At 42.5% G+C, this 20,076-nt stretch carries 21 protein-coding genes; 10 read left to right on the forward strand and 11 right to left on the reverse strand.

Annotated features, from left to right (window positions below):
- Positions 1 to 19 precede the first annotated feature (19 nt).
- Positions 20 to 589 (reverse strand): MptD family putative ECF transporter S component, encoded by a 570-nt coding sequence (locus tag HMPREF8571_RS03395; RefSeq protein WP_000739519.1) that lies wholly within the window; start codon positions 587 to 589, stop codon positions 20 to 22.
- Positions 590 to 722: 133 nt separating this feature from the next.
- On the opposite strand from HMPREF8571_RS03395, the gene HMPREF8571_RS03400 reads away from it, so the two are divergent.
- The 5 genes from HMPREF8571_RS03400 to nrdI all read left to right on the forward strand — a co-directional run bounded on the left by HMPREF8571_RS03400 (position 723) and on the right by nrdI (position 5,417).
- Complete coding sequence (locus HMPREF8571_RS03400) at positions 723 to 1,337, forward strand: YesL family protein (protein ID WP_000514456.1); 615 nt, start codon at positions 723 to 725, stop codon at positions 1,335 to 1,337.
- Entirely contained in the window at positions 1,315 to 2,985 is a 1,671-nt protein-coding gene (locus HMPREF8571_RS03405) for a sensor histidine kinase (protein ID WP_000800566.1), read from the forward strand. The genes HMPREF8571_RS03400 and HMPREF8571_RS03405 overlap by 23 nt, the downstream gene beginning before the upstream one ends.
- An 11-nt stretch (positions 2,986 to 2,996) precedes the next feature.
- Entirely contained in the window at positions 2,997 to 4,283 is a 1,287-nt protein-coding gene (locus tag HMPREF8571_RS03410; protein WP_000278903.1) for a response regulator transcription factor, read from the forward strand.
- A 59-nt stretch (positions 4,284 to 4,342) separates the two neighbouring features.
- Entirely contained in the window at positions 4,343 to 4,876 is a 534-nt protein-coding gene (locus tag HMPREF8571_RS03415) for a hypothetical protein (protein WP_000729008.1), read from the forward strand.
- A 76-nt stretch (positions 4,877 to 4,952) separates the two neighbouring features.
- Positions 4,953 to 5,417 (forward strand): class Ib ribonucleoside-diphosphate reductase assembly flavoprotein NrdI, encoded by a 465-nt coding sequence (gene nrdI / locus HMPREF8571_RS03420; RefSeq protein ID WP_000724233.1) that lies wholly within the window; start codon positions 4,953 to 4,955, stop codon positions 5,415 to 5,417.
- 109 nt (positions 5,418 to 5,526) lie between these two features.
- On the opposite strand, the gene HMPREF8571_RS03425 is transcribed toward nrdI, so the two are convergent.
- Together HMPREF8571_RS03425 and argS are read right to left on the reverse strand one after the other, a co-directional pair.
- The gene (locus HMPREF8571_RS03425) at positions 5,527 to 5,772 is read right to left on the reverse strand and encodes a hypothetical protein (protein WP_000084851.1); all 246 of its coding nucleotides are present in this window, start codon (positions 5,770 to 5,772) and stop codon (positions 5,527 to 5,529) included.
- A 365-nt stretch (positions 5,773 to 6,137) separates the two neighbouring features.
- Positions 6,138 to 7,826, reverse strand: coding sequence for an arginine--tRNA ligase (gene argS, locus HMPREF8571_RS03430; protein WP_001093042.1), 1,689 nt, complete (start codon positions 7,824 to 7,826; stop codon positions 6,138 to 6,140).
- 156 nt (positions 7,827 to 7,982) lie between these two features.
- Between argS and argR the strand changes: the two genes are divergently transcribed.
- A complete protein-coding gene (gene argR, locus HMPREF8571_RS03435) occupies positions 7,983 to 8,429 on the forward strand; it encodes an arginine repressor (RefSeq protein ID WP_004239711.1) in 447 nt (148 codons plus the stop codon).
- Positions 8,430 to 8,479: 50 nt separating this feature from the next.
- Positions 8,480 to 11,014: a DNA mismatch repair protein MutS gene (gene mutS / locus HMPREF8571_RS03440; RefSeq protein WP_000179922.1), complete on the forward strand. Its 2,535-nt coding sequence runs from the start codon at positions 8,480 to 8,482 to the stop codon at positions 11,012 to 11,014.
- 41 nt (positions 11,015 to 11,055) lie between these two features.
- Here the strand turns inward: mutS and HMPREF8571_RS03445 are convergent, their stop codons facing one another.
- Positions 11,056 to 11,514: a DUF3021 domain-containing protein gene (locus HMPREF8571_RS03445; protein WP_000743974.1), complete on the reverse strand. Its 459-nt coding sequence runs from the start codon at positions 11,512 to 11,514 to the stop codon at positions 11,056 to 11,058.
- Positions 11,511 to 11,951 carry a LytTR family DNA-binding domain-containing protein gene (locus HMPREF8571_RS03450; protein WP_000861941.1) on the reverse strand — a complete coding sequence of 147 codons (441 nt, stop codon included), beginning with the start codon at positions 11,949 to 11,951 and terminating at the stop codon, positions 11,511 to 11,513. The genes HMPREF8571_RS03445 and HMPREF8571_RS03450 overlap by 4 nt, the downstream gene beginning before the upstream one ends.
- 313 nt (positions 11,952 to 12,264) lie before the next feature.
- On the opposite strand from HMPREF8571_RS03450, the gene mutL reads away from it, so the two are divergent.
- Positions 12,265 to 14,214 carry a DNA mismatch repair endonuclease MutL gene (mutL, locus tag HMPREF8571_RS03455; protein WP_000018216.1) on the forward strand — a complete coding sequence of 650 codons (1,950 nt, stop codon included), beginning with the start codon at positions 12,265 to 12,267 and terminating at the stop codon, positions 14,212 to 14,214.
- A gap of 151 nt (positions 14,215 to 14,365) precedes the next feature.
- Here the strand turns inward: mutL and HMPREF8571_RS03460 are convergent, their stop codons facing one another.
- Positions 14,366 to 14,863, reverse strand: a complete 498-nt coding sequence (locus tag HMPREF8571_RS03460; protein WP_000761363.1) for a helix-turn-helix domain-containing protein — start codon at positions 14,861 to 14,863, stop codon at positions 14,366 to 14,368.
- A 158-nt stretch (positions 14,864 to 15,021) separates the two neighbouring features.
- Here HMPREF8571_RS03460 and ruvA point away from each other — a divergent pair, with 158 nt between their 5' ends.
- Complete coding sequence (ruvA, locus tag HMPREF8571_RS03465; RefSeq protein WP_000273411.1) at positions 15,022 to 15,615, forward strand: Holliday junction branch migration protein RuvA; 594 nt, start codon at positions 15,022 to 15,024, stop codon at positions 15,613 to 15,615.
- 9 nt (positions 15,616 to 15,624) lie between these two features.
- Complete coding sequence (locus HMPREF8571_RS03470; protein ID WP_001126061.1) at positions 15,625 to 16,191, forward strand: DNA-3-methyladenine glycosylase I; 567 nt, start codon at positions 15,625 to 15,627, stop codon at positions 16,189 to 16,191.
- Positions 16,192 to 16,271: 80 nt separating this feature from the next.
- Here the strand turns inward: HMPREF8571_RS03470 and HMPREF8571_RS03475 are convergent, their stop codons facing one another.
- The 5 genes from HMPREF8571_RS03475 to HMPREF8571_RS03495 form a co-directional block, all read right to left on the reverse strand.
- Positions 16,272 to 16,535, reverse strand: a complete 264-nt coding sequence (locus HMPREF8571_RS03475; RefSeq protein ID WP_000166112.1) for a SemiSWEET family transporter — start codon at positions 16,533 to 16,535, stop codon at positions 16,272 to 16,274.
- 105 nt (positions 16,536 to 16,640) lie between these two features.
- The gene (locus tag HMPREF8571_RS03480; RefSeq protein WP_025168425.1) at positions 16,641 to 17,675 is read right to left on the reverse strand and encodes a S66 family peptidase; all 1,035 of its coding nucleotides are present in this window, start codon (positions 17,673 to 17,675) and stop codon (positions 16,641 to 16,643) included.
- 275 nt (positions 17,676 to 17,950) lie between these two features.
- Positions 17,951 to 18,298, reverse strand: a complete 348-nt coding sequence (locus HMPREF8571_RS03485; protein WP_000331825.1) for a TfoX/Sxy family protein — start codon at positions 18,296 to 18,298, stop codon at positions 17,951 to 17,953.
- Positions 18,299 to 18,313: 15 nt separating this feature from the next.
- Positions 18,314 to 18,991 carry a DUF1129 domain-containing protein gene (locus HMPREF8571_RS03490; protein ID WP_000077994.1) on the reverse strand — a complete coding sequence of 226 codons (678 nt, stop codon included), beginning with the start codon at positions 18,989 to 18,991 and terminating at the stop codon, positions 18,314 to 18,316.
- A gap of 11 nt (positions 18,992 to 19,002) precedes the next feature.
- Complete coding sequence (locus HMPREF8571_RS03495) at positions 19,003 to 19,947, reverse strand: magnesium transporter CorA family protein (RefSeq protein ID WP_000815620.1); 945 nt, start codon at positions 19,945 to 19,947, stop codon at positions 19,003 to 19,005.
- Between the last annotated feature and the right edge of the window lie 129 nt (positions 19,948 to 20,076).

Raw genomic sequence — 20,076 nt, forward strand, 5'->3', positions numbered from 1 at the left:
AAGGGCTCTTTTTTAGTGATTAGATTTTGTGTGTAAACTTTTTACTAATGACTTGCCCAAGCAAAGCACCAATCAAGGCACAAAGGAGAATGCTTGCGACAAAGAGAAAAATTTTGTCTAGCTCTGGAGCGACCATGATACGGTCAATGTATTCCTGAGATTTTCCACGAGCGAGGAGAGCTGCCTCGTAGGATGCTGGATTGATCCACATGAGGAGGATAGGACCACTTGTGCTAAAAGCAAAGACTAGGAAGGAGAAAAGATTTTTAAGCTTATCCTGATAGTGACCGAGGCGAGCGGTGGCATCTGCTGCAAGACCGCAGGCGATAGCTGGTAGAAAGGCTCCAGCGCCGTGTTTACTAGCTAGGAAGAAGAGAGCCATAAAGAGCCCTAGAGTGGAAATGGCACCAAAACGAGGAACTTTTACCAGAAGAAACATGTAAACGCTCCCCCCAACAAGGGCTGAAAAAGCCGGAGCATAGAACATATTGCCCGTTGAGTCAACCAGGTGTCCAAGTACTACTCCAATCCCTAGACAGAGGAAATAGAGGACGACAGCTAAGAGGGTGGTTAAGATATTTTTCTTCATGAGTTTCTCCTTGATATAAACTAACAAAATCAATTGTATCACGCTTTTAGATGATTGTAAATGGACACTCTATATTTTTGAAAACGTTTGAAATATGATATAATAGTTACACAGTTGTTTGAAGGAGGATATCATGGGAAAATTTCTAGAATTCGTCTTTAATCGTTTCTTTTTAGGAATGATTGTGACGGCTTTTTTCTGGTTATTCACACTAGCAGGAGGTGTGGTCTTTGGTTTGGCACCAGCTAGTGCAACCCTTATGAGTTTATATGCTGAGCACGGTTATACTTATCGAGCTTATAGTTTGAAAGAAGCTTGGGAACTCTATAAGAGTAACTTTGTCAAGAGCAACCTCACTTTCTATAGTTTTGTATTTGTAGATTTAGTATTAGTTTATGGTCTGTATCTTTTGGTTCAATTGCCCCATCAGACTATTTTTCATCTCTTGGCAACCTTTCTTAATGTTCTTGTAGTGGCCCTTGTCTTTCTAGCCTATACTGTTTCCTTGAAACTTCAGGTATATTTTGATTTATCCTACCGAAATACCGTGAAATTGTCTCTTATTGGGATTTTCATGAGCTTGCCAGCAATCGCCAAGGTTCTGATTGGCACAGGCTTGCTTGTAGGAGTTGGTTACTATATGCCTGCTCTCCTCTTTTTTGTAGGAATTGGTGTGTGGCATTTCTTTATCAGTGATATGTTGGAACCTATTTATGAAAGTATCCATGAAAAATTGGCGACAAAATAGAATGAAGCAATTTTGGCTTCACTCTCTTTTACGGATTTATAGCCTCGTTATGATCATCATCATTGCTAGTTTTGCGGTGATGATTTCCTATGCTGACTGGGATTCGCGCGAGAAAGAAGCTCAGCGAGTAGCTCAACGCGTGACGACTCGGACAGTAAGTGAGATTGAATATTACCATAGAGAGTCGACTCGGCTTGCCCAGACTTTGGTTGAAAATCAGGCTCGTATCGAAGGGATTTACAAGTACTTTAGTCTCAGTACGCCAGACTATTTTTATTGGCAATTAGAGCGCAAGGCTTCTCCCTATATCTCGGTATCCTTGTATGAAAATATCGACGATCTCTATGTCCGTAATGATTTTGTGACAGGGGTGGCAATTGTCCTCCAAGATTACAAAGAAGTTTTTGTTTCAACTAGAGGGAAACGAAGTGGAGAGAAAATTCCAGCAGAAAATTTCAAACCAGCTCCTAATAGTTTTGCCATTCCTGTATCCGATCCCGTTTCTGACCAGGATTTAGGAGTGATCTACATCTCTTTATCCCCAGATGTCTTACGTGGAGCTATTGACAATACCCGAGGCAACACACCAATGGCCGTGACGGTGACTTCGCCTTTTGATACGGAGATGTTTCAGCTTGGGGAGAAGGTGTCAGCAGAGCGGGAGAACTGGCTTGTAGGAGTCACCTCTCATGGCTATCAAGTTCGTGTAGCCGTTCCTAAGGATTTTGTTCTTAAGGGAACGTTGACTAGTTCTGCTGTCATTATTGGACTAAGTATTCTCTTCATCATCATTTTGTATATCACTCTGAGACAGACCTTTTCAAAATATCAAAAACAGGTGGTGGACTTGGTCGAGTCTATTCAGGTTATTGCTCAAGGAGAAGAGGGACTTCGCATCGATACCTCTGAGAAAGATCAGGAGTTACTCCTTATCTCAGAAACAACCAATGATATGTTGGACCGACTGGAAAAAAATATCCACGATATTTATCAGTTGGAACTTAGCCAAAAAGATGCCAATATGCGAGCCTTGCAAGCTCAGATCAATCCGCATTTTATGTATAATACCTTGGAATTTTTGCGCATGTATGCGGTGATGGAAAGCCAAGATGAGCTGGCGGATATTATCTATGAATTTAGTAGCTTGTTGCGTAACAATATCTCCGATGAGCGTGAAACGACCTTGCAACAAGAACTAGAATTTTGTCGTAAATACAGTTATCTCTGTATGGTTCGCTATCCAAAGTCAGTAGCTTATGGCTTTAAGATCGCGCCAGAATTAGAAAATATGAAGATTCCCAAGTTCACGCTCCAACCATTGGTCGAAAACTACTTTGCCCACGGTATTGACCACCGCCGAACAGACAATGTCATCAGCATCAAGGTCTTGAAGGGTGAGGGATTTGTTGAAATCCTGGTAGTCGATAATGGTCGTGGCATGCCTGCTGAAAAATTAGCTGCCTTGCAAGAGAAATTAGCTCAGAGAAGTTTTGAGCACGAAGCAAGCTATAGCGGTGAGCGGCAGTCAATCGGAATAGTGAATGTGCACGAACGCTTTGTCCTCTATTTTGGGGATCGCTACCAAATCCGTGTAGAGTCAGCTGAGCAAGAAGGTGTTCGCTATCGAATCACTATCCAGGATGAATAGAAAGGGTAGAAATGTATAAAGTTTTATTAGTAGACGACGAGTACATGGTGACAGAGGGGCTCAAGCGCTTGATTCCCTTTGAAAAATGGGATATGAAAGTTGTCGCAACAGCCAATCATGCTGACGATGCTCTGGGCTATGTCAAGCATCATCCGGTTGATGTGATTATTTCGGATGTCAATATGCCCGATAAAACAGGACTGGAGATGATCAAGGAGATGAAGGAGATTCTCCCAGATGCCTATTATATCTTGCTGTCTGGCTATCAGGAGTTTGACTATGTCAAGAAAGCAATGAACCTGAGTGTCGTAGATTATCTAGTGAAGCCAGTGGATAAGGTGGAGTTGAGTCATTTATTAGAAAAAATTGCGAGTCAACTTCAGGAAAAGGTGGAGCAGAGTCAGACTCTCAGCCAAGAATTGGATGAAGAAGGCTTTGTCAACTTCTTAGCAGGTAAAGACAACTGGTGGATAGGTCTTTCCAAGGAAAAACAAGGTTCTTTCACTATTCCTTACTATGTTTTAGGTCAAGACTGGCAGATTTTTATCTCTGATCAACCACTAGATGGAATCGTAGTAACGCCCTTTGTAGCACCCTACCAACAAGCCTTTGAAAAATGGAAGATCAACGCAGAAAAAGCCCTCTTTTACGGTTCTGTCAATCTAGAAAAATCCGAGAGTCTATTTGCTTATTACGAACCGATTTATCGTGTGATTATCCAAGGAAATATCAATCAAATCATCGAAGAATTGACCCTGCTGGAGAAGGTTGTCTTAGAGAACACACCGCGCGTGGCGATCACTAAACAACTCTTCACCCAATTTGTCATGGATGTCTTCCACTTGTTTGAGCATCTAAAAGCAGATGATATGACAGAGATTGTCAAAGCCATCCATGCTATTAACTCCTTTGAAGAATTGGTTGCCTACATCAAAGCAACCTTGACTAAGTTCTTTGGCCAGTATCGTATGAATGAAAATGTGGTCAGTGTTCTAGAGGTGATCGGCCGCGATTATCAAAAAGAGCTCTCACTTAAGGATATTAGCAAGGATCTCTTTATTAACCCAGTCTACCTCGGTCAGCTGATTAAGCGAGAAACCAACTCGACCTTTGCAGAACTGCTCAACAAACAGCGAATTAAGGCAGCGCAACAGCTCTTGCTTTCAACCAATGATAGTATTGAAGATGTTTGCTATGCCGTTGGTTACAGTAATGTCGGCTATTTTTACAAAGTTTTCCGTAAATTGTGCGGAAAATCACCAAAAGCTTACCGAAAACAAGTCGAGACAGGCCTGTAAGAATTGTATTTCTGTACGAAAAATGCTATAATGTCCAAAAGGTTTTATAGGAGGATAATATGAAAAAGAAACCAATTTATCTCTGGATTTTGTTAGTCCTATCAGCACTCATTTCTGCTTCGTCATTATTTGGCATCTTGGGCCCAGTCCCTAGTAAGGAAGCTCTTCGTGCGAGCCTATCTAATAGTGGGTCTCTTACTGCTCAGCAAATAGAAGACACGGTTAACTATACCTACCAAGTAACAGCATCATCGCACTCAATTTTTAATGTAGTTTTGATTGTTTTATCTGCTATTTTAGTTGTGGTAGCCTTTGTGTTCTTAGTTCGTAAAAACGTCCAATTTGCAAACTATGCTTATCTTGGCTATCTTTTGCTAGCGATTGTTGGTTTGGTCTATTCTTTTATGAACATTCAAGATGCAATTCAATTGATCAAAGATGATACCCTAGGCTTAGGAATAGGCACATTAGCAAAAGGAACCGTTATTTTGTTCATGATTATCAATGTCCTCTTTTTAGCTTTAGTCCTTTACAAGATGTGGCGCCAACAAAAAGATTTGGCTGAGGAAGCCGAAGCAGAGGAAGTTGCCTAAGTATTGACAAAAGAGAACTATCAAGTTACAATCTTGGTAGTTCTTTTAATATCCAAAAATAAAAATCGAGGTCAATATGAAAAAAATATCCTTAGTTTATATCAGTTTGAGTGGGAATACAGAGAGTTTTGTAACCCGACTCAAGGACTATCTCTTGTCCCAGCACGAAGGAATTGAGGTTCAAAAGATCCATATCAAGGATTTGGTCAAGGAAGGGAAAGATTTCTTTGAGATGGACCATCCCTATATCGCCTTTTTACCCACCTATCTAGAAGGTGGAAATGGTGTCGACAACGGCGATGTTGAGATTCTAACGACTCCAGTGGGTGATTTTATCGCCTATGGAGACAATGCTAGTAAGTGTTTTGGTGTAGTGGGATCTGGTAATCGCAATTTTAATAACCAATACTGTTTGACTGCCAAGCAGTACAGTCAGCGTTTTGGTTTCCCTGTTCTAGCAGATTTTGAAATGAGAGGCATGCTGGGAGATATTAAAAAGGTTGCAGCGATTATCGCGGACTTATATGGACTGGAAAGTTAAGCTTCGGCCTAGCTTTTTCTTCTACTTTATTTGTTTAAAATCTAGGGAGAATCTTTAGCAGTTTCATGAAGAAGAGAAAAATCCGAGAAGAAGACTTCTCGGATTTTGATTATTTGAGTTGATCAGTGATTTCCTTTGAAAGCATGAGTCCCAAACGATAACCCTTGTTGATGTAGGCGATGACGTCATTGATATTCTCTGTTGTTTGGATTCTTTCGTGGATATCTGCTTTGAAAGTTTCGTCTTTTAAAAGCTGCTCCTGAAGAAGTTTCTGAAGTTTTTCTTTTTCGTATTTATTGATGAGAAAAAGAACGACAAGACTGATAAGAACTAAGATATAAGCGTACTGGCTCATAAAATCTCCCCTGATTTGATAAAAAATTGAAGGCATAAGAAAAGCGAAAGAAATTTTCGCTTTTCAACTAAGTCACTAGGCGAGCAGAACAGGTATCCAATAGCTAAGACCAGACAATGTGGACCTTTAACTGAAAAGTCCGCCCAGTTGAAATGAAGACTAGTAAAGCGCCAAGCCAAAGTCTGTATAGGATTTGGTGATAGTTACTTAGACTGCTTTACAATAAAGTGATTAAAAGATTACGACATGAGCCTAACCAAATCGATATTATTTGGTTAGGTGAATTAGTGAAGCAGTTAGCTAGTCTGCATATAGCGGCTAGCGTCTAACAATTAGGAACTTTAGTTCCAATTGTTAGTACTGAATCACATCTTCTCTGGCGCTTCTACTCCAAGCAAGCGAAGGGCTTCTTTGAGGACGACTGCGGTTGCGTAGCTGAGGGCTAGGCGGCTGTCGCGCTCTGGGCTTTCATCCAAGATACGAGTGTGAGCATAGTATTTATTGAAAGCTTGCGCCAAGCTGATTGCATACTTAGCAATGAGCGATGGGTCATAGTTGTCAGAAGCACGTTTGATGACACGGGCAAAGTCTTGGAGAAGTTTGATGATTTCCCAGCTTTCAGAATCATTTAGACTGTAACTTTCTTGAGCATTTGGTTGGAAGTCAGCTTTTCTAAGTAGAGACTGAATACGAGCGTAAGCGTATTGGATGTATGGCCCAGTCTCACCTTCAAATGAAACCATTGCTTCCAAATCAAAGTCATAACCATTTCGACGATCAGTTTTCAGGTCGTAGAATTTGACAGCTCCAACCCCAACAGCTTGGGCGATTTGATCCTTGTTTTCAAGGTCAGGATTTTTTGCTTCGATTTGAGCTTTAGCACGAGTGATGGCTTCTTGGAGAGTTGGCTCGAGCAGGATGATGTTTCCTTTACGAGTAGAGAGTTTTTGGCGATTTTTGGTTACAAGACCAAAGTCAACGTGAACCATATCGTCACTCCAAGCAAATCCCATTTTCTTCAAGACGGCTTTCAACTGTTTAAAGTGGTTAGATTGCTCTTGGCCGACAGCATAGATATTTTTAACAAAGTTGTAAGTACGAGCACGGTAGATGGCTGTTGCGATATCACGAGTGATGTAGAGAGTAGCGCCATCTGATTTTTTAATCATAGCAGGTGGCAAATCGAAATCATCCAAGTTGACAATGCAAGCCCCTTGAGACTCTTCTAGCAAGCCTTTTTCTTCCAAGATTTGTACGGCTTCATCCATCTTGTCATTGTAGAAGGCTTCACCGTTTAAGCTATCAAATTCAACACCGAGTAGTTTGTAGATACGGTTGAATTCGACCAAACTTTCATCACGGAACCATTGCCAAAGTTGAGTTGCTTCAGGATCACCATCTTCTAGTTTTTTGAACCAGAGGCGACCTTCATCATCGAGAGCCTTGTCAGTTTCGATTTCGGCATTGATGCGAACGTAAAGTTTCAACAATTCATCGATTGGGTTGGCTTCGATGGCTTCTTTAGATCCCCACTTTTTATAAGCAACCATGAGAAGACCAAACTGTTTCCCCCAGTCTCCAAGGTGGTTGATTTTAATGGTTTTGTAGCCCATCTTCTTAAAGATATTAGAGAGGGCATCTCCGATAACGGTTGAACGCAAGTGGCCGACTGAGAAGGGTTTTGCGATATTGGGACTAGAAAGGTCGATCGTAATATTTTGCTCTTGGCCTTCCGTTTGTTGGGCGTAGTCAGCACCTTTTTTGATGATTTCTTTGATAACTGCACCAGAAATAGCAGATTTATCAAGGAAAAAGTTTACGTAAGGACCCGTTGCCACCACTTTTTCAAAGGCTTGGCTGTTGATCTTTGCAGCAATATCGGCAGCAATCACTTGCGGTGCCTTGCGTTCGACTTTTGCTAATGAGAAAGCAGGGAAAGCGATGTCTCCCATATCTGAATTTTTAGGTTGTTCTAGTAAATTGAAAATAGCCTCTTGGTCCAGGCTATCAATGACGCTAGCCAATTCGCCAGCAATCAGTTTTTTTGTATTCATAAGTAGGCTCCTTTTGGGCTTTTCTTCTATTTTAACACAATTTACTACATTTTTTGAGAAAGAAAAGAATTTTTTTGAATTCTCTATTTTTTTTGGTATAATATAGTTATAAAATAAATGTAAAATTTGTTATAAATATTCGCTTGAGAGGATGATATGAGAAAAAGAGAACGGCATCAGTTGATTAAAAAGATGATCGCTGAAGAAAAACTTGGAACACAAAAAGAGATTCAAGATCGTCTTGAAGCTCAGAATGTCTATGTGACGCAAACGACTTTGTCACGTGATTTGCGTGAAATCGGCTTGACCAAGATCAAGAAAAATGATATGGTGTATTATGTACTAGCAAATGAGACAGATAAGATTGATTTAGTTGAGTTTTTGTCTCATCATTTAGAAGGAGTTGCAAGAGCAGAGTTTACCTTGGTACTTCATACTAAACTTGGGGAAGCTGCAGTCTTAGCAAACATTGTAGATGCAAACAAGGATGAATGGATTTTAGGAACGGTTGCTGGTGCTAATACCTTATTGGTTATTTGTCGAGACCAGCACGTTGCCAAGCTGATGGAAGATCGTTTGCTAGATTTGATGAAAGATAAATAAGGTCTTGGGAGTTGCTCTCAAGACTTATTTTTAGCAAGGAGAGACGGAAAATGGCAACAGAAAAGCTATCACCCGGCATGCAACAGTATGTGGATATTAAAAAACAATACCCAGATGCTTTTTTGCTTTTTCGGATGGGTGATTTTTACGAGTTGTTCTATGAAGATGCAATTAATGCAGCACAAATTTTAGAAATTTCCTTAACGAGTCGGAATAAAAATGCAGAAAATCCGATACCCATGGCGGGCGTCCCCTATCATTCTGCCCAGCAGTATATTGATGTTCTGATTGAACAGGGTTATAAAGTTGCCATAGCCGAGCAGATGGAAGATCCCAAACAAGCAGTGGGGGTTGTCAAGCGAGAGGTGGTCCAGGTCATCACGCCTGGAACGGTCGTCGATAGCAGTAAGCCGGATAGTCAGAATAATTTCTTGGTTGCCTTAGATCGTGATGGCAATCAATTTGGCCTGGCTTATATGGATCTAGTGACAGGTGATTTTTATGTAACAGGTTTATTGGATTTTACGCTGGTTTGTGGGGAAATCCGTAACCTCAAGGCGCGAGAAGTGGTGCTGGGCTATGACTTGTCTGAGGAAGAAGAACAAATCCTCAGCCGTCAGATGAATCTTGTGCTTTCCCATGAGAAGGAAGTCTTTGAGGATATTCATTTACTGGATTCACGTTTAGCAGCTGTGGAGCAAGCAGCAGCTAGTAAGCTACTCCAGTATGTTCATCGGACCCAGATGCGGGAATTGAACCATCTCAAACCAGTTATCCACTATGAAATCAAGGATTTCTTGCAGATGGATTATGCGACCAAGGCTAGTCTGGATTTGGTTGAGAATGCCCGTTCAGGCAAGAAGCAGGGGAGTCTTTTCTGGCTTTTGGATGAAACCAAAACAGCTATGGGCATGCGGCTCTTGCGCTCTTGGATCCATCGTCCCTTGATTGATAAGGAACGAATCGTCCAACGTCAAGAGGTGGTGCAGGTCTTTCTTGACCATTTCTTTGAGCGTAGTGATTTAACGGACAGTCTCAAGGGTGTTTATGATATTGAACGCTTGGCTAGTCGTGTTTCTTTTGGCAAGACCAATCCCAAGGATCTCTTGCAACTAGCGACCACCTTATCTAGTGTGCCACGGATTCGTGCGATTTTAGAAGGCATGGAGCAGCCTGCTTTAGCTTATCTCATCGCACAGTTGGATGCCATTCCAGAGTTAGAGAGTTTGATTAGCGCAGCGATTGCTCCTGAAGCTCCTCATGTGATTACGGAAGGTGGCATTATCCGTACGGGATTTGATGAGACCTTAGACAAGTACCGTCGTGTGCTCAGAGAAGGGACTAGCTGGATTGCTGAGATTGAGGCTAAGGAGCGGGAAAACTCTGGCATCAGCACGCTTAAGATTGACTACAATAAAAAGGACGGCTACTATTTCCATGTGACTAATTCGCAACTGGGAAATGTGCCAGCCCACTTTTTCCGCAAGGCAACGCTGAAAAACTCGGAACGCTTTGGGACAGAGGAGTTAGCCCGTATCGAGGGAGATATGCTGGAGGCGCGTGAGAAGTCAGCCAATCTAGAATATGAAATCTTTATGCGTATCCGTGAGGAAGTCAGCAAGTACATCCAGCGTTTGCAGGCTCTAGCCCAAGGAATTGCGACAGTTGATGTCTTGCAAAGTCTCGCAGTTGTGGCTGAAACCCAGCATTTGATCCGACCTGAGTTTGGAGAGGATTCACAAATAGATATCCAAAAAGGGCGCCATGCTGTCGTCGAAAAGGTCATGGGAGCTCAGACCTACATTCCAAACAGTATCCAGATGGCAGAAGATACCAGTATTCAGCTAATCACAGGGCCCAACATGAGCGGGAAGTCTACCTACATGCGCCAACTAGCCATGACTGCGGTTATGGCCCAGCTGGGTTCTTATGTGCCGGCAGAGAGCGCCCATTTGCCTATCTTCGATGCCATCTTCACCCGTATCGGAGCAGCAGATGACTTGGTTTCAGGTCAATCAACCTTCATGGTAGAGATGATGGAGGCTAACAATGCCATTTCGCATGCGACCAAGGATTCCTTGATTCTCTTTGATGAATTGGGACGCGGAACTGCAACTTATGACGGAATGGCTCTTGCCCAGTCCATCATCGAATATATTCATGAACATATCGGAGCCAAAACCCTCTTTGCGACCCACTACCATGAGTTGACCAGTCTGGAGTCCATCTTGAAAAACTTGGTCAATGTCCATGTGGCGACCTTGGAGCAGGATGGGCAGGTTACCTTCCTTCACAAGATCGAACCAGGACCAGCTGACAAATCCTACGGTATCCACGTTGCTAAGATTGCTGGCTTACCAGCAGAACTTTTAGCAAGGGCGGATAAGATATTGACTCAACTGGAGAATCAAGGGACGGAAAGTCCTGCTCCAATGAGAGAAACAAGTGCTGTTACTGAACAGATGTCACTCTTTGACGCGCCTGCAGAGCATCCTATCCTAGCAGAATTAGCTAAACTGGATGTGTACAATATGACACCTATGCAGGCTATGAATGTCTTGGTCGAGCTCAAACAAAAGTTATAAAAAGAGCCCACTCACATTTTTGTGAGTGGGATTTTTCTCTATTACTTTTTATGGGCCAAAAGTTGATTGATGTGGTCCACTTTTTTTGCTTCTCTTTTATAGAGAATAGCCCAGATGATGAGGTAGACAGTCGCAAACTCTGGAATGAGCTGGAGATAGAAGGTCCAGTGGAAGGGGAACCAACCAGCCAGAGTTGCCAGTGGGACAAAGCCAGCCAGCATGAGGAAGAAATGGGAAAGTGTGGCACGGAGCAGGCTCCAGTCACGGCTGAATAAGCGACCGCCAAAGCTAAAGAGAACTCCGATAGCTGACCAGATGATCATACAGTAGAGCAAGACCAAGGCACCGTGAACCTGATGTTGCACCATCACTTGGCCGATCAGAGACTCGGGGCTCAGTGGGGCATAGGTATTTGGTGCATAAATGAGTGAAAAGAGGATAGAGAGGATGAGGCCGATGAGTACACCAGCGGCTGCATCGTGAAAGATTTGTTTTTTCATAGTTCTAATTTCTCCTTGATGGTTTTTAGGTAACGGCGTGAAGAGTAGGTGAAGCTTTCGTTTTTGAGAAAGATTTCGACCAGACCGTTGGGGGTTAGTTTGAGATGAGAGATAGCGTCAATATTAACGATTTCTGATTGGGAAATTTGGATAAAAGTGGTCGGCAGAATGTCAAGAACTTGATAGAGTCGCAAATCAATGGTATAGGTCTGACTAGCAGTTTCTGCTAGAACCTTTCGATTCTCTATATAGAAGCGTTGAATCTTACTAATTTTAATTAGATAGACCTGATCTTCAATCTTTCCTTTGATTGTTTCTTTTTGGTCAAGATTTTCAGCGAACTCGATGACTTTCTGGACTTTTTCGGTCGGCTGAGGTGCTTGGACAATCAGCTTTTCCTCCTCATAAGTCTCCTTAATCTGTAATTCTACTTTCATAAATTTCCCTCCTTTTCAGTTATACAAGGTTAATCTCACTTCTTGTACACCTTTATTAATACTCTTCAAAAATCAAATTCAAACCACGTCAGCGTCGTCTTGCCGTACTAAAGTACTGTCTGCGCCTAGCTTTCTAGTTTGCTCTTTGATTTTTATTGAGTATACCACTATTTTACGACCTCTGGCAAGAGCTTTTGTCTATGTGGAGAGATTTGGAGTCTATGTGGTATTTGCTTTTTCTGATAGCATTTGAAATATGGTATAATAGCACTAATCAATTTCTAGGAAAATAGATACAGAAAGGGGCTGAAAGATGTCTCATATTATTGAATTGCCAGAGGTGCTGGCAAACCAGATTGCGGCAGGGGAGGTTATCGAACGTCCTGCTAGTGTGGTCAAAGAGTTGGTAGAAAATGCCATTGACGCGGGTTCTAGTCAGATTACCATTGAGATTGAGGAAGCTGGTCTTAAGAAGATTCAAATCACTGATAATGGTCATGGAATTGCCCACGATGAGGTGGAATTGGCCCTGCGTCGTCATGCGACCAGTAAGATAAAAAATCAAGCAGACCTCTTTCGGATTCGGACGCTTGGTTTTCGTGGTGAAGCCCTGCCCTCTATCGCTTCTGTCAGCGTCTTGACTCTGTTGACGGCGGTGGATGGTGCGAGTCATGGAACCAAGCTCGTTGCGCGTGGAGGTGAGGTTGAGAAAGTCATACCAGCGACTAGTCCTGTGGGGACCAAAGTTTGTGTGGAGGACCTCTTTTTCAACACACCAGCTCGTCTCAAGTATATGAAGAGCCAGCAAGCGGAGCTGTCTCATATCATTGATATTGTCAACCGTCTGGGCTTGGCCCATCCAGAGATTTCTTTTAGCTTGATTAGTGATGGCAAGGAAATGACGCGGACAGCAGGGACTGGTCAACTGCGTCAAGCCATCGCAGGGATTTATGGTTTGGCGAGTGCCAAGAAGATGATTGAAATTGAGAATTCTGACTTAGATTTCGAAATTTCAGGTTTTGTGTCTCTGCCTGAGTTAACTCGAGCTAATCGCAACTATATCAGCCTCTTCATCAATGGCCGTTATATCAAGAACTTCTTGCTCAATCGCGCTATTCTTGACGGTTACGGAAGCAAACTCATGGTAGGGCGCTTTCCGCTGGCTGTCATTCACATCCATATTGACCCCTATCTAGCCGATGTCAATGTCCATCCAACCAAACAAGAAGTGCGGATTTCTAAGGAAAGAGAACTGATGGCGCTGGTTTCAGAAGCTATTTCAAATAGTCTCAAGGAACAAGCCTTGATTCCTGATGCTTTAGAAAATCTTGCCAAGTCGACCGTGCGTAATCGTCAAAAGGTGGAGCAGACCATTCTCCCACTCAAAGAAAATACGCTTTACTATGAAAAAACAGAACTCTCAAAACCTAGTCAAGCTGAGGTGGCTGATCACCAGGTTGAATTAACTGAGGAAGGGAAAGATTTGACCTTATTTGCCCAGGAAACCTTGGACCAGTTGACCAAGCCAGCAAAACTGCATTTTGCAGAGAGAAAGCCTGCTAACTACGACCAACTAGACCATCCAGAGTTAGATCTTGCTAGCCTCGATAAGGCTTATGATAAGCTGGAGCGAGAAGAATCATCCAGTTTCCCAGAGTTGGAGTTTTTCGGACAGATGCACGGGACTTATCTTTTTGCCCAAGGGCGAGATGGACTCTACATCATAGACCAGCACGCGGCTCAGGAACGAGTCAAGTACGAGGAATACCGTGAAAGTATCGGCAATGTTGACCAGAGCCAGCAGCAACTCCTAGTGCCCTACATCTTTGAATTCCCAGCAGATGATGCCCTTCGTCTCAGGGAAAGAATGCCTCTCTTAGAGGAAGTGGGCGTCTTTCTAGCAGAGTACGGAGAAAATCAATTCATCCTGCGTGAACATCCTATTTGGATGGCAGAAGAAGAGATTGAGTCAGGCATCTATGAAATGTGCGACATGCTCCTCTTAACTAAGGAAGTTTCTATCAAGAAATACCGAGCAGAGTTGGCTATCATGATGTCCTGCAAGCAGTCTATCAAGGCCAACCATCGTATCGATGACCACTCAGCCAGACAACTCCTCTATCAGCTTTCTCAATGTGACAATCCATATAACTGTCCCCACGGACGTCCGGTTTTGGTGCATTTTACCAAGTCAGATATGGAAAAAATGTTTCGACGTATTCAGGAAAATCACACCAGTCTTCGTGAGTTGGGGAAATATTAAGAACACAAAAAGCCTTTGTTCCTTTTGAACAAGGCTTTTTAGTTTTTCTAAAGTGGGAACTTTGATTGGACATGGGCAACTTGACACGAGGTTTACACTTGCTTGACAAGACCAGTTCTAAAAAAATATTGCGAAAACTCAATTAGGTGATTCAAGGTTTTGTAGAGTCGTCTTTGTCAGAAGGATTCTCAAGACCAATTAACTTATCAAGATAACGTTGTTTGGTTTTGAGAGCCTTGTTGATAGCAATAGCTGAAGCAATCAATAGAACGAAGGTCAGCCAAATCCAGGCGGTGAATTCGGCTGGGAAACTAGAACCGGCTAAAAAGAGATAGATGGCCAGAGCCAAGACAAAAATATAAATCACTTGCCAGAGGCCAAAGGATTTAACTTCTCTATAGTATTTGTCCTTATCTTCTTCCAAAATCACTGCCGTGGAAGATTTTTCAGAGTTTTCATCCAGTAGTAGATAGTCAGTTGTCACTTGGAAAATCTTGCTTAATTCAATGATTTTTTCGATTTCTGGAAGAACTTGACCAGACTCCCATTTGGAGATGCTTTGCCGAGAAACATTGATTTGTTCTGCTAGCTTTTCCTGGGACCAACCTTTTTCCTTTCGGAGCTCAAATAGTTTTTCTGCGAGTTTCATGATTCTATCCTCCTTTTTCTACCTCTATCCTAACAATTTTTACTTATAATGAGAATACAATCTCCTGTACTATTTGTCAACCAGAGGTTGCACCTTTTGTTGCCATCTGTCTTGGGGAAATATGGTATACTAGATAGGCAAAATAATGGAGAAAAATTATGTACGAATATTTAAAAGGAATCATTACCAAAATCACTGCTAAATACATTGTCCTAGAGGCGAATGGTATCGGTTATATCTTGCATGTAGCCAATCCCTATGCTTACTCAGGTCAGGTCAATCAAGAGACCCAAATTTATGTGCACCAAGTTGTCCGCGAGGATGCCCATCTGCTCTATGGTTTTCGATCAGAAGATGAGAAAAAGCTCTTTCTCAGTCTGATCTCGGTCTCAGGGATTGGTCCTGTGTCAGCTCTTGCTATCATCGCAGCTGATGACAATGCTGGCTTGGTTCAAGCGATCGAGACTAAGAACATCACCTACTTGACCAAGTTCCCTAAAATTGGCAAGAAAACAGCCCAGCAGATGGTGCTGGACTTGGAAGGCAAGGTAGTCGTGGCTAGTGATGACCTTCCTTCCAAGGTCGCAGTGCAAACCAGCGCTGAAAACCAAGAACTGGAAGAAGCTATGGAAGCCATGCTGGCACTGGGCTACAAGGCGACTGAACTTAAGAAAATCAAGAAATTCTTTGAAGGAACGACGGATACAGCAGAGAACTATATCAAGTCGGCCCTTAAGATGTTGGTCAAATAGGAGTATAATATGCCAAAACGCTGTGGTTGGGTAAAAATGAATAATCCCTTATATGTAGCCTATCATGATGAGGAGTGGGGGCAACCCCTTCATGATGACCGCGCTCTTTTTGAACTGCTCTGTATGGAGACTTATCAGGCTGGTCTGTCTTGGGAAACGGTACTCAACAAACGCCAGGCTTTCCGAGAAGCATTTCATGGCTATCAAATTCAAGCGGTCGCGGAAATGACAGATGGGGAGTTGGAAGCCTTGTTAGAGAATCCAGCCATCATCCGAAATCGTGCCAAGCTCTTTGCGACACGCTCCAATGTCCAAGCATTTTTACAAGTTCAGGAAGCATATGGCTCCTTTGATGCCTATCTCTGGTCTTTTGTCAATGGACAAACCATCATCAATGATGTCCCCGACTATCGCCTAGCCCCAGCTAAAACGTCTTTATCTGAGAAAATATCCAAGGATCTCAAAAAACGTGGTTTCAAATTCACAGGTCCAGTTGCGGTTTTGGCTTTTCTACAAGCAGCAGGTTTGATTGACGACCACGAGAATGATTGTGAGTGGAAAAGCGGAAATAAGTGAGTGCAGGCGTCTAATTATCTGAGAATATAGAAAAAAGCTGAGAAGAGTTTCTCAGCTTTTTGATTATATGCTAGTAACTTTTATAGTGCAGTAAGAAATGTCAGTCCACCTAAGACAACGCCAGCTGAGTTTGGAATAATTAGTATCCAATCCTTCTTAGGTTCTTTTGTCCACCCGTAAATAACCCAAATTAAACAAGATACTGCTGCGGATAAAGGCTGGAATGGTTGAGCTTTGTTGCCTTGTAAATTGGCAAAAATTTGTGGGATGTAGGCGATAAATACAATAATCCCGATAAAGGCCCCGATTGAACCGACAATTTGATTTATTTTTTGTTTAGTCATATACACCTCCTTTAAAAAGATATCATAGAAATAAGCAAAATGCAATAAATTCAGACACAAATTGTAACGAAAATCAATACCAAAGCACAAAAATGGAGAAATTGTTTATTTTTTGTTATCGTCAAAGCGAATGACTTGCTCCTGTGCATCTACATAGGCGTGAAAGCCAAAGGGAACAATGGCTCTTGGTGTGGCGTGGCCGACATTCAGATTATAGACAATTGGGATATTGCTGTCAACGATGCTCATTAGTGCCTCTTTATAGTCGTCATAGAAGGTTTCATCCATTGGCTTTCCGACCAAGAGTCCACTGATGACCTCAAATACCCCAGTTTCTTTCAAAGCCTGCACCATCTTTTTGAAGTTTTCCGGCTCAGGCTTCTCTTCGCTTGTTTCTAACAAGAGAATCTTTCCTTCCCAGTCGGATAAGTCAGGGAAGAGTCGGTACTCTTGGCAGAGGTCCGTGCTGTCTGCGTATCGAGAATTGTCAAAGATATCATAGAGGGACTCAAGGCAACCACCGAGAATTTCTCCCTCAAACTGAGCATTTCCTTGCAACAAATCAAAGCCTGTATTTACATGACTGATACGAGCTGTTCCCAGAGCATTGGGACTAAAGTCAATCCGTTCCTCATACCAAACATCGCTAGGGCGGATTTCTGAGATTCTCCCAGTCTTGATCAATTCTTTAAAGTAGTGAAGGCTATAGGATAACATCTCCTTGTCCAACTCACAAATATCTGCTAGAAAGGATTGCCCATAAAAAGTCTTGACCCCTAGTTTGTGCAACATAAGGTGGTTCATAGTAGTATCCGAGAAGCCAAGAAAAATCTTTGGTTTGATAACCTTTTGAAGCTGGTCGTTTTCAAAAAGATAAGGTAGCAAGCGATAGGTATCATCCCCACCGATGGCACATAGGATCATATTGATGCTATCGTCCGAAAAGGCCTGCATCAAATCTTCTGCACGTGCTTCAGGATGGTCCTTGATAAAGTCTAAACCCTTTAGCGAATGGGGCAAGAAGACAGGATTGAGTCCCAAATCCTTGAGACGTTGAATACCCAAATCGACTTCGTGTTTGACAAAATCCTCTCCGATAACACCGCTAGACAAACTAACAATACCAATAGTAGAAACTATATCTCGTCCTCCTAGAAATAGATTGATACTCTTCGAAAATCAAATTCAAACCACGTCAGCTTTGCCTTGCCGTACTCAAGTACAGCCTGCGGCTAGCTTCCTAGTTTGCTCTTTGATTTTCATTGAGTATGAGCCTATTCTATCACAAAAGATGAGAGAAAACTATAGGAATTAGAGTCAGAAGTGCTATTGAATCTCAAGAAAGCAAGTGAAAAAAGCAACCGCTTGTGCAGTTGCTTTTCGTTTTTCTAATCTCTAATCTCACTAGATATGAGTTACTTGGTCAACTCCTGATTATAGGAGAGGGCTAAATCAATCCAGTAAGGCAGTTCTTTTTGACCTTCAATATCTAGGTCTATATAGCCATGATAAGGTCGCCCTCTCATCAATGTAGTATGAGCTCCTGTTCGGGGTAGAACTTGCTTTTCCATTTCTTTGCCAATTCTCACCATAACCAGCTCGTCCTTTCTGGAACTGACTGTAAGGACCATTTTCCCACGAATCATAAAGGCAAGACCACCAAATAGTTTCTTTTCTTCTAACTCTTCTTCGAAAATTTGGGGAGGAAGTTTAAGTGCTAGAATTTTTCGAATCTGCTGAGCTAAGGATTGACTATATGCCATAGCTTTTCACTTTTCTTAATAACGTGATGGGCCCGCGCTTGCACTTCGGATGTTGAAACGTTTCTTGAGATAGAAGCGAAGGGCGAGAAGGGCAGCTCCCAGGATAGCCAAAGGCAATGGAGCAAGGACTGGATTGAGGTTTGCTGGTAGGAAGCTTGTTGCAAAGAAGACAACCAACCAAAGGACCATAGAAGCCAGGATAACGAGGATTGACTTCCAGAATGGAGGACGTTGGCTACGGTCTGTGTCTGGTCCATAGTACTGGTAGACAAAGTAGTACATCAAGTAGAAGGCAAGTCCTCCTACAAGCCCAACCAACAAGAGGGTAATCAACCCATAACCAATAGCTTGATCTGTAGAGAAGAAGGTAGTCAGAGCGCTAACCAATGCAAAGAGACTGGTGATAAAAAGGGCTGAGTCCATAATCATGAGTTTTGGATCGTCATTTTCTTTTGGATGCTCTTTTTCGTATTGCTCCTTGACAGTGAAGCTATGAGCCCAGTGGGTTGGAGCACCGTAGAGGGAACGAGCGGTCGTTCCTTTGGCTTGCTCTTCAAGGATTTTAGGAATGACTTCTTCAAAAACAGCCTTGATTTCAGCGTCTGTTTTACCATCTTTGATAAATTGTTGGGTAGCGATATGAATAAACTCTTGGTTTTTCTTAGTTAATTTTTGTAAATCAATCTGAGACATAGGGATTCCTCTTAGAACCATTTTTTATGGATGAGATAGAGAGTGAGCGAAACACTCATAGCAAAGGCGATAAAGACGATTAACCAGAAGGCGTGAGGCTCGCCGTTCAGAGGGATTTCATTATCCTTGAAGTTCATCCCGTAGGCTGAGAAGATCATGGTTGGGACAGACATAACGATGGTCACGAGAGCCAGGGTCTTCATGATGTTGTTCTGGTTATTGGAAATGATAGAGGCAAAGGTCTCTGTCATAGAGTGAAGGACGTTTCCATAGATATCTGCCATCTCGATGGCCTGTTGGGTTTCAATCAGAGTGTCTTCGAGTAGGTCTTCGTCTTCTAGGTATTTCTTGATATTGCTAGTTGCGCTGGTCAATTTCTTAATCACGCGCTCGTTCGTCTTCAGTGAGGCCTTGAAATAGACGATGGTCTTTTCCAATTCCATGAGCTCGATCAGCTCTTCGTTTCGAGTAGACTTGTGAAGTTGACTTTCGATTTGTTCACTCTTACGGTCGATCGAACGAAGGGCCGTAAGGTAAAGTTCGGCGTTGCGGTAGAGAATCTGGAAGATAAAGCGTGAACGCATGAAGGTGTAAAAGTTGCGCAGTCTACGGTTGATAAAGACATCGAGAACGGGGAGGGATTCCAAGCAGGTGGTGATAATGGTTTCCTCGGTGATGATAATCCCCAGCGGAATCGTAACGTAGTAGGTACGATTGTTTCTTTCCTCTGTGATGGGAACGTCCACGATGATCAAAGTATACTCGTCTTCGATGGTAATACGGGACATTTCTTCCGCATCGAGCGGTGCTCGAAGGTCGGCAATGTCAATGTCGAAGGCGTTAGCGATTTCCAGTGATTCATTTTGTGTAGGATTGACGAGGTTGATCCAAGTACCCGGTTCAAGCGTGTCGATCTCTTTAAATTCAGTTGTTGTTGAGAGAAAAACTTGTTTCATATCCCCTATCCTTTCCTACTATTCAGTGATTCATTTTTTGCACCGTACTATTATACTATAAAAACAGCTTTTTGGGTAATAGAATTTCACATTTTTTGGTATAATGGAAAGCAATAATGGACTAGAAAG

This window comes from Streptococcus mitis ATCC 6249, from assembly GCF_000146585.1.
GTDB lineage: Bacteria > Bacillota > Bacilli > Lactobacillales > Streptococcaceae > Streptococcus > Streptococcus mitis_AZ.

What these genes read in the sequence shown, in the direction of transcription:
- HMPREF8571_RS03395 (WP_000739519.1), bottom strand. Translation starts at nt 589, where the DNA reads ATGAAGAAAAATATCTTAACCACCCTCTTAGCTGTCGTCCTCTATTTC.
- HMPREF8571_RS03400 (WP_000514456.1), top strand. Translation starts at nt 723, where the DNA reads ATGGGAAAATTTCTAGAATTCGTCTTTAATCGTTTCTTTTTAGGAATG.
- HMPREF8571_RS03405 (WP_000800566.1), top strand. Translation starts at nt 1,315, where the DNA reads ATGAAAAATTGGCGACAAAATAGAATGAAGCAATTTTGGCTTCACTCT.
- HMPREF8571_RS03410 (WP_000278903.1), top strand. Translation starts at nt 2,997, where the DNA reads ATGTATAAAGTTTTATTAGTAGACGACGAGTACATGGTGACAGAGGGG.
- HMPREF8571_RS03415 (WP_000729008.1), top strand. Translation starts at nt 4,343, where the DNA reads ATGAAAAAGAAACCAATTTATCTCTGGATTTTGTTAGTCCTATCAGCA.
- nrdI (WP_000724233.1), top strand. Translation starts at nt 4,953, where the DNA reads ATGAAAAAAATATCCTTAGTTTATATCAGTTTGAGTGGGAATACAGAG.
- HMPREF8571_RS03425 (WP_000084851.1), bottom strand. Translation starts at nt 5,772, where the DNA reads ATGAGCCAGTACGCTTATATCTTAGTTCTTATCAGTCTTGTCGTTCTT.
- argS (WP_001093042.1), bottom strand. Translation starts at nt 7,826, where the DNA reads ATGAATACAAAAAAACTGATTGCTGGCGAATTGGCTAGCGTCATTGAT.
- argR (WP_004239711.1), top strand. Translation starts at nt 7,983, where the DNA reads ATGAGAAAAAGAGAACGGCATCAGTTGATTAAAAAGATGATCGCTGAA.
- mutS (WP_000179922.1), top strand. Translation starts at nt 8,480, where the DNA reads ATGGCAACAGAAAAGCTATCACCCGGCATGCAACAGTATGTGGATATT.
- HMPREF8571_RS03445 (WP_000743974.1), bottom strand. Translation starts at nt 11,514, where the DNA reads ATGAAAAAACAAATCTTTCACGATGCAGCCGCTGGTGTACTCATCGGC.
- HMPREF8571_RS03450 (WP_000861941.1), bottom strand. Translation starts at nt 11,951, where the DNA reads ATGAAAGTAGAATTACAGATTAAGGAGACTTATGAGGAGGAAAAGCTG.
- mutL (WP_000018216.1), top strand. Translation starts at nt 12,265, where the DNA reads ATGTCTCATATTATTGAATTGCCAGAGGTGCTGGCAAACCAGATTGCG.
- HMPREF8571_RS03460 (WP_000761363.1), bottom strand. Translation starts at nt 14,863, where the DNA reads ATGAAACTCGCAGAAAAACTATTTGAGCTCCGAAAGGAAAAAGGTTGG.
- ruvA (WP_000273411.1), top strand. Translation starts at nt 15,022, where the DNA reads ATGTACGAATATTTAAAAGGAATCATTACCAAAATCACTGCTAAATAC.
- HMPREF8571_RS03470 (WP_001126061.1), top strand. Translation starts at nt 15,625, where the DNA reads ATGCCAAAACGCTGTGGTTGGGTAAAAATGAATAATCCCTTATATGTA.
- HMPREF8571_RS03475 (WP_000166112.1), bottom strand. Translation starts at nt 16,535, where the DNA reads ATGACTAAACAAAAAATAAATCAAATTGTCGGTTCAATCGGGGCCTTT.
- HMPREF8571_RS03485 (WP_000331825.1), bottom strand. Translation starts at nt 18,298, where the DNA reads ATGGCATATAGTCAATCCTTAGCTCAGCAGATTCGAAAAATTCTAGCA.
- HMPREF8571_RS03490 (WP_000077994.1), bottom strand. Translation starts at nt 18,991, where the DNA reads ATGTCTCAGATTGATTTACAAAAATTAACTAAGAAAAACCAAGAGTTT.
- HMPREF8571_RS03495 (WP_000815620.1), bottom strand. Translation starts at nt 19,947, where the DNA reads ATGAAACAAGTTTTTCTCTCAACAACAACTGAATTTAAAGAGATCGAC.